This window comes from Tabrizicola sp. T46, from assembly GCF_057219895.1.
Window position 1 is genome coordinate 556,687 of the sequence record NZ_JBXVVV010000003.1, and the last position, 6,419, is coordinate 563,105.

Annotated in this window: 6 protein-coding genes; 2 read left to right on the forward strand and 4 right to left on the reverse strand. The window is 63.7% G+C overall.

Annotated elements, in window-relative coordinates:
- Positions 1-17: 17 nt before the first annotated feature.
- Both AC2D9V_RS15565 and AC2D9V_RS15570 read right to left on the reverse strand, forming a co-directional pair.
- On the reverse strand, positions 18-884 hold the full coding sequence (locus AC2D9V_RS15565) for a manganese/iron ABC transporter ATP-binding protein (protein WP_484715002.1): 867 nt from the start codon (positions 882-884) through the stop codon (positions 18-20).
- A 7-nt stretch (positions 885-891) separates the two neighbouring features.
- Entirely contained in the window at positions 892-1,734 is an 843-nt protein-coding gene (locus AC2D9V_RS15570) for a metal ABC transporter substrate-binding protein (protein WP_484715023.1), read from the reverse strand.
- A gap of 211 nt (positions 1,735-1,945) precedes the next feature.
- On the opposite strand from AC2D9V_RS15570, the gene AC2D9V_RS15575 reads away from it, so the two are divergent.
- Positions 1,946-3,625 (forward strand): hypothetical protein, encoded by a 1,680-nt coding sequence (locus tag AC2D9V_RS15575; RefSeq protein WP_484715003.1) that lies wholly within the window; start codon positions 1,946-1,948, stop codon positions 3,623-3,625.
- Positions 3,626-4,091: 466 nt separating this feature from the next.
- Here AC2D9V_RS15575 and AC2D9V_RS15580 read toward each other — a convergent pair whose 3' ends face one another.
- A complete protein-coding gene (locus AC2D9V_RS15580; protein WP_484715004.1) occupies positions 4,092-4,427 on the reverse strand; it encodes a transposase in 336 nt (111 codons plus the stop codon).
- Positions 4,428-4,767: 340 nt separating this feature from the next.
- Positions 4,768-5,457, reverse strand: a complete 690-nt coding sequence (locus AC2D9V_RS15585) for a Crp/Fnr family transcriptional regulator (RefSeq protein ID WP_484715005.1) — start codon at positions 5,455-5,457, stop codon at positions 4,768-4,770.
- Between the two features lie 187 nt (positions 5,458-5,644).
- On the opposite strand from AC2D9V_RS15585, the gene AC2D9V_RS15590 reads away from it, so the two are divergent.
- Positions 5,645-6,419, forward strand: a 775-nt coding sequence (locus AC2D9V_RS15590) for an amidohydrolase family protein (RefSeq protein ID WP_484715006.1), incomplete at its 3' end; no start/stop codon positions are given.

Consider the following 6,419-nt stretch of genomic DNA (forward strand, 5'->3'; position numbering starts at 1 on the left):
TGGCTTCAGGAGGGCCATCACTTGTCGCCCTTCCGTCCGTACTGGACGAAGGGACGTTCGTCGTCGGTCAGGATCGACACCTCGCGGGCATCGTCGTCATCATGCAGGTCGGTGCCGCCCAGCGTGTAGTGGCGCAGGACGCCGCCAAAGGCGCGTTCCAGGTTGTCGCGGGTGAAGATCGTCTCGGTCGGCCCGTGCGCGAGGACCGTGCCCTTCACAAGGATCGTCCTATCGCAGAAGTCGGGGACCGAGCCGAGGTTGTGGGTCGAGACCAGCATCACATGCCCTTCGTCGCGCAGCGCGCGGAGCAGGGCGATGATCTGTTCCTCGGTCGTGACGTCGACGCCGGTGAAGGGTTCGTCCAGAAGGATCACCCGGCTTTCCTGCGCCAGCGCCCGGGCGAGGAAGACGCGCTTCTTCTGGCCACCGGAAAGCTCGCCGATTTGGCGGAGGCGGAGGTCCGAGAGGCCGACCCGTGCCAGCGCCTGATCGACCTTCGTCCGGTCTGTGGCCGACGGCCGCCGGAGGATTCCCATATGGCCGTAGCGGCCCATCATCACCACGTCCTCGACAAGGACAGGAAAGGACCAGTCCACCTCCTCGGCCTGAGGGACGTAAGCGACAAGGTTCTGCCGGAGCGCATCGCGCACCGGCAGGCCCATCAGGCGGATCCTGCCGCGGGCAAGCGGCAGGAAGCCCATGATCGCCTTGAACAGCGTGGACTTCCCCGCCCCGTTCACGCCCACAAGGGCCGTGATCGTGCCCCTAGGGATCGCAAAGCTCGCGTCGGTCAGCGCGGTCAGCCCGTTGCGGTAGGTGACGGTCACCCCTTCGGCGAGGATCCCCTCGCCGCCGGTTCCGACTTCGCCGGTGCTGTCGCGCATGATGCCCTCAACTTGCCGGGGCAAGCCCCTTGGCAATGGTTTCGGTGGTGACCCGGAGAAGGTCAAGATAGGTCGGGACCGGGCCGTCAGCCTCGGAAAGGCTGTCGACGTAGAGGACGCCCCCGAAGGCGGCGCCGGTTTCGCGGGAAACCTGTTCGGCCGGATCGGAGGAGACGGTGCTTTCACAGAAGACGGCCGGGATGTTGTTCGCGCGAACGCCGTCGATCACCGCCTGCACCTGGCGCGGCGTGCCTTGGCTGTCGGCGTTGATCGGCCAGAGGTAAAGCTCCTGCAGGCCAAGGTCACGGGCGAGATAGCTGAAGGCGCCTTCGCAGCTGACCAGCCAGCGGCGCTCTTCCGGCAGGGCGGCGATCTGGTCCTTCAGGGGGCCGACGGCGGCGGAGAGGCGGGCCTTGTAGGCCTCGGCATTCGCGGCATAGGTGGCGGCATTGTCGGGGTCAACCGAAGACAACGCCTTGGCGATGTTGTCGACATAGATCAGCGCCGGGCCGAGGCCCATCCAGGCATGCGGGTTGGGCTTGCCCTCATAGCTGCCCGAGGAGATCGCGATCGGTTCCACCCCTTCAGACAGCGTGGCCGAGGGCACGTCGCCGAGGTTCGCGAGGAACTGTTCGAACCACAGTTCCAAGTTCATCCCGTTCCAGAGGATGAGATCGGCGTCCGATGCGGCAACGATGTCCTGGGGCGTGGGTTCGTAACCGTGGATCTCGGCCCCGGGCTTCGTCACCGAGACGACTTCGACCCCCTCGCCAGCCACGTTGCGGGCCATGTCGGCGATGACGGTGAAGGTGGTGACGACCTTGAGCCGGTCCTCAGCGAGGGCGGTCATGGGCAGAAGCGAAAGAGCTGCGGAAAGAAGAAGCGCGCGGCGCGGCAGGTGCATGTCGTGGCTCCGTTGGTGGTGACAGTAGAATGCAAATGAGAACCATTTGCAAGAATTCAAGTGCAACCTCCGCAGATTTCGCGGCTTTGAAGGGCAGTTGACAGACCGCGTGCAAGGCATGACGGTGTCTGGACATTTTCATGATGCGAGGGCGCCGATGAGGCATGTTTTGCTGCCCTTTTTCCTGGGGATCGTTTGCCTCACCGGCACGGACCGGGCCGAGGCGCAGTTCCTGGACTGCATGACCGAGGGCTACCTTGCCAGCTTCCCCGATGCGCCGACGGCCGAGGGGCTGGCCTGCCTTGAGCTCTTCCGCTTCGAGGTGCCAACGCCAGAGGGAACCAGGCATGTCCGCGCGGTCATGGACGCCGGGGCGGACTGGGCCGTTCCCCCGGACATCGTGGCCGAGGTCGAGCGCGGGGCACGACTTGCCGCCGACGCCTTTGCCGATCTGGGGGCCTTCCGGGTCGACAACATCACGCTTCTCATCCTGGATGACGTCTTCGAGACCGCCGATCTGACCGGCCCGGATGACGGAAACATCCTTGGCATTGCCCTGAGCGACCGGGACCTGCCCGCCGGGGCGACACCGGAATGCCTGCTGACGATCTATGCGCTTGCGCCTGCCGCGACCGACGGTTCGATGGCGACGACCGTGGCGCATGAGATCTTCCATTGCGTGCAGGGTGCCACGTACGGCGGGCCGAAGTATCAAAGCTACAACGATGGCGGTGCCTGGTGGATCGAAGGGGCGGCCGAGGCCTTCGCCGCCAGTGCCGTTCCCGAAAGTGCCGCCTACACCGACCGCAGCATCGATTTCGACGCGGCGGTCGACGCACGCACTGCCCTGAACGACATGGAGCACGAGGCGGTTCAATTCTTCTACTGGCTTATGCAGACCCGTGGAGGCCGAAGTGCACTGATGCCCTTCCAGGACCTGATGGCCCCGACCGGAGGCATAGAGGCGCAGCAGACCGCGATGCGCAAGGCGATGTCGCCCGAGGAATGGGCCGATTTTGCCCGGGCCTATGCCGACAGCACCATCCGCCACCCGCAAGGCGGAATGCTCGGGTCGGTCCCACCGGAGGGCGAGGTCTTGACGGTCGACGCGACGCGGTTGCACGAGCTGCCGATGGACCCATTCACCCTGACCCTCGGCCGCGCCGAATTCGCCTGCGGGGTCTGGGGCACAACGCCCCGCCCCCCTGCCCCGGGCCTGAGCTGGAAGGAAGCAGAAGAGTGGGAGGCGCTTCCGTCCGAGATCGACACGCGTGAAGGACTGCGCACGAGCTGGCGGCTGGTGGCGATGCCGGTCGAGGACGGGCCCGGATCGCTTCAGGCCGAGCGGCGGCGGGGCTGCACGCCCTGCCTCGGGTCGGACGAGATCGACGCCTGCCTTGTCGGAAGCTGGGAGCTATCCGGCGGCGGCCCTGAGGAATGGATGCGCGCGCAAGGCATCCGCGCCGAAATGTCGGTCGGAGGACCGCGCCAGATCACATTCCGCGCCGACGGGATGCTGTCGACTGGCGCGTTCGATGTCGGGATCAGCCAGGCCGAGGATGACGTGCAGATGGATGGCCAGGGCACGGTCGCCGCGGCAAGCGGCGCCTGGTCGGTGGCCGGAGGACAGCTCAACATCTGCATCGGCGCGGGCGGCGGCATGCAGGGAGAGGTGACCATCACCACGCCAGAGCAAAGCGGCACTATGAATACGGGCGCACCGGGGGGCGGTTCGATGGCGATGGGCTACAGCTGCGGACCGACCGAATTCTCGACCACGCTGCCGATGCGCGGGATGCCCGACATGGTGACCACCTACCGCAGGATCGGCGAGTAGGCAGCGGGAGCGGACGTCCCGCCGGACCGAGCCACCGCCCGCCATCATGCCGATCAAGGGCCACCACTCTGCCCGCCAGCGGGGGCGCGGCCCGACTGCCGACGAATGTCGGCGACATGGTGTGACCGGTCTGACTGGCGCACCCGACAGGATTCGAACCTGTGACCTCTGCCTTCGGAGGGCAGGTACAGGGCATCTGTTCACGTCAAGTTCTCCCTTTAGACCTGTTTTCGACCTGTTTCAGGACCCCTCAATCGGCTCATCCTGCATCCAACCTGCATCCCAAGTCACGTTTGCTACAAGGTGTCCCGTCGACTTACTCCGGGAGCGAGGTTTATGGGCCAGATGGACCATGTTCTGCTGCTGGCGGCGCCCGGAAGGCCGTTCCTGCCAGGTGAAAAAGCCGCTCCGGCCGACCTCAAGGGCGCGACATATCAGGCGAATGGGAAAGATGGCTTTCTTCGCCTCAATGAAGCCGAAGGTCATCCGTGGCGGGTTCTCTCGAACCGGTGGCGTTAACCCGCAACTTCCCTCTTTCGGGAAAAAGGCCGCGACTTTGTTTTTTGAGGATGTCGCGCGCCTCGGTCACCCGCGCTAGTTCTCGCTTCAGCCGCCGGTTCTCGGCCTCGTGGTCCACATCAAACGCTGTGGGGGCAGACTCAGCAAAATGCTTCATCCAATCATAAAGCGAGTGCGAGCTAACGCCCAAACGTCGGGCAACCTCGCGAACCGGGTATACCCGAACCGTGATCTGCTGCCCTGCATCCCGCTTGAACTCGTCGCTGTAGTTGCTCGTCCCCATGTCGGCCTCCTAGCCTCAAAGCTAGGGGGCAAAGCGTCTACAAATCCAGAGGCACCTCATAGAGATTACCTGCCATGCGATGGTCATCGCATGGCATACATAATGACGAAAGGCCGCTTTTTGCCCCTTGCGTCAGGTCGATGCACATTGACACACTCGGCCCAAAGCGGACGTTCAGCTTACCCGAGGCAAATGGTGCCTATGGGGCACGGAAACCAGCCCGTTCAAGAATTCGATGAAGCATCAAGCAAAGGAAAGCGGGACAGCGGCCGGACCTGCTACACCCGTGAATTGATCACACACGGTACGCTACTGCACATGCTCGCGGGAGAAGGCGCGCTCACCCGGTGCGCGCAAATGCACCCAGTGCCGCCGCGTCGAGGATCTTGATCCGCCCATAAGATACATCGAGCCACGCTTTGGCCTCGAACCGTTTGAGCACGCGATTGACGACTTTTCGGCCTGCATTGGCCATGTCGCCCAACTGCGCCTGAGTTACCGAGGCTGTTTCGGTCGGCAATCCGTCCTGCCCGGGTCCCGCGATCTGAAGTAGCGTCGTCGCGATCCGCCGGTCCACGTTGCGGATCAACAGCGTCTCGATAACACGGAGAGCGATGTCCATCCCGTACTCGCTGATCGAGAGGAGCGCGCGCTGATGGGCGGGCGACCGTTGCATGATCTCTTTCGCCGAAGCGAGCGGCAGATGGAACAGCAATGTCGGTTCGACCAGCGAGAAGGATAGGCTGCGCTTTTGCGGCCGTACCATAGGCCCGTACCCGAACCAGGTCCCGCGGCGTACGATCTGCACCAGGATCGCATCGCCGGTCGCGGTCGGCAGATGGATGCCCACGCCGCCGCTGACGACGCCGTAGATGCCACCTTCCTCGTCGCCGGCATGAAAGATGAACTCGCCTGCCGGAAAATGGACCAATCGCGCGACCTTCAGAACGGTGCGCCGCAACTCTTCCGGCTGGTCGGCAAGCCAGCCAGTTGTGAGTATGGACCTCTCTGCTTCTGTGCGATCGATCACCTGGGGCCCTCTGCGAGTTTGGTCATGTCGTCATCAAATTGACGATGGCACATGTCTTCAGCAAAACTGTCCCGATCGGGACAATGTTCGTCGCGCGGATGTTCTATCCGTGATGCCAGAAGAAGCAGCATTCCTTAAAGGCCAAAGCAAAGGCCGGCTGGAACGAATTTCCAAGGGAGGCACCCGAATGACCACATATCATTTCACCCGTCGCACGGCACTCGGCCTTCTGGGCAGTGTCTCTGCCGTCGCCCTGTCTGGCGGAGCGGTCCTTGCCGAAGGTCTTAGCCTGCAGGATGTCGGGCGGCAGGCAGAAGCCTTGCCGACTGTCACCATCTACACGGCGCGCCGCGTCATCACGATGGAGGGCAATGACCCCGGGATCGACACTGTCGCGGTCGTTGGCGATCGCGTGCTTGCTGCCGGAAGTCGGGCAGACATCGAAGCCCGGATCGGGGATCAGCCTTTTGTCGTCGACGACCGTTTTGCCGAAAAGGTCATCATCGCCGGCCTGATCGACCAGCACGTGCATCCTGTGCTTGGTGCCCTGACGATCACCACCGAAGTCATCGCCATCGAGGACTGGGACCTGCCGACAGGCTTCTCCAAGGCGGCCCTGACGCCTGAGGACTACATTGCCCGACTGACCGAGGCCGAAGCAGCGATGGGCGAGAATGAAACGCCCCTTCTGACCTGGGGCTACCACCACTATTTCCATGGCCTGATCCGCCGCCCAGACCTTGATGCGGTCAGCACAACGCGCCCGATCATCATCTGGCACCGCTCGGCGCACGAGTTTATTCTCAACACGCCTGCGCTTGATCTGCTCGGGATCAAGGCCGAATTTGTCGACTCTCTGACCGGCACCCCACGCGAACAGTCCGACCATGCGCTGGGGCACTTCTACGAGCAGGGCGCTTTCGCGGTCATGCCGCTTCTTGCGCCGGTGATTGCAACGCAGG

Excerpts from the sequence above, each read along its gene's own strand:
- AC2D9V_RS15565 (WP_484715002.1), bottom strand. The coding sequence starts at position 884 with ATGCGCGACAGCACCGGCGAAGTCGGAACCGGCGGCGAGGGGATCCTC.
- AC2D9V_RS15570 (WP_484715023.1), bottom strand. The coding sequence starts at position 1,734 with ATGACCGCCCTCGCTGAGGACCGGCTCAAGGTCGTCACCACCTTCACC.
- AC2D9V_RS15575 (WP_484715003.1), top strand. The coding sequence starts at position 1,946 with ATGAGGCATGTTTTGCTGCCCTTTTTCCTGGGGATCGTTTGCCTCACC.
- AC2D9V_RS15580 (WP_484715004.1), bottom strand. The coding sequence starts at position 4,427 with ATGGGGACGAGCAACTACAGCGACGAGTTCAAGCGGGATGCAGGGCAG.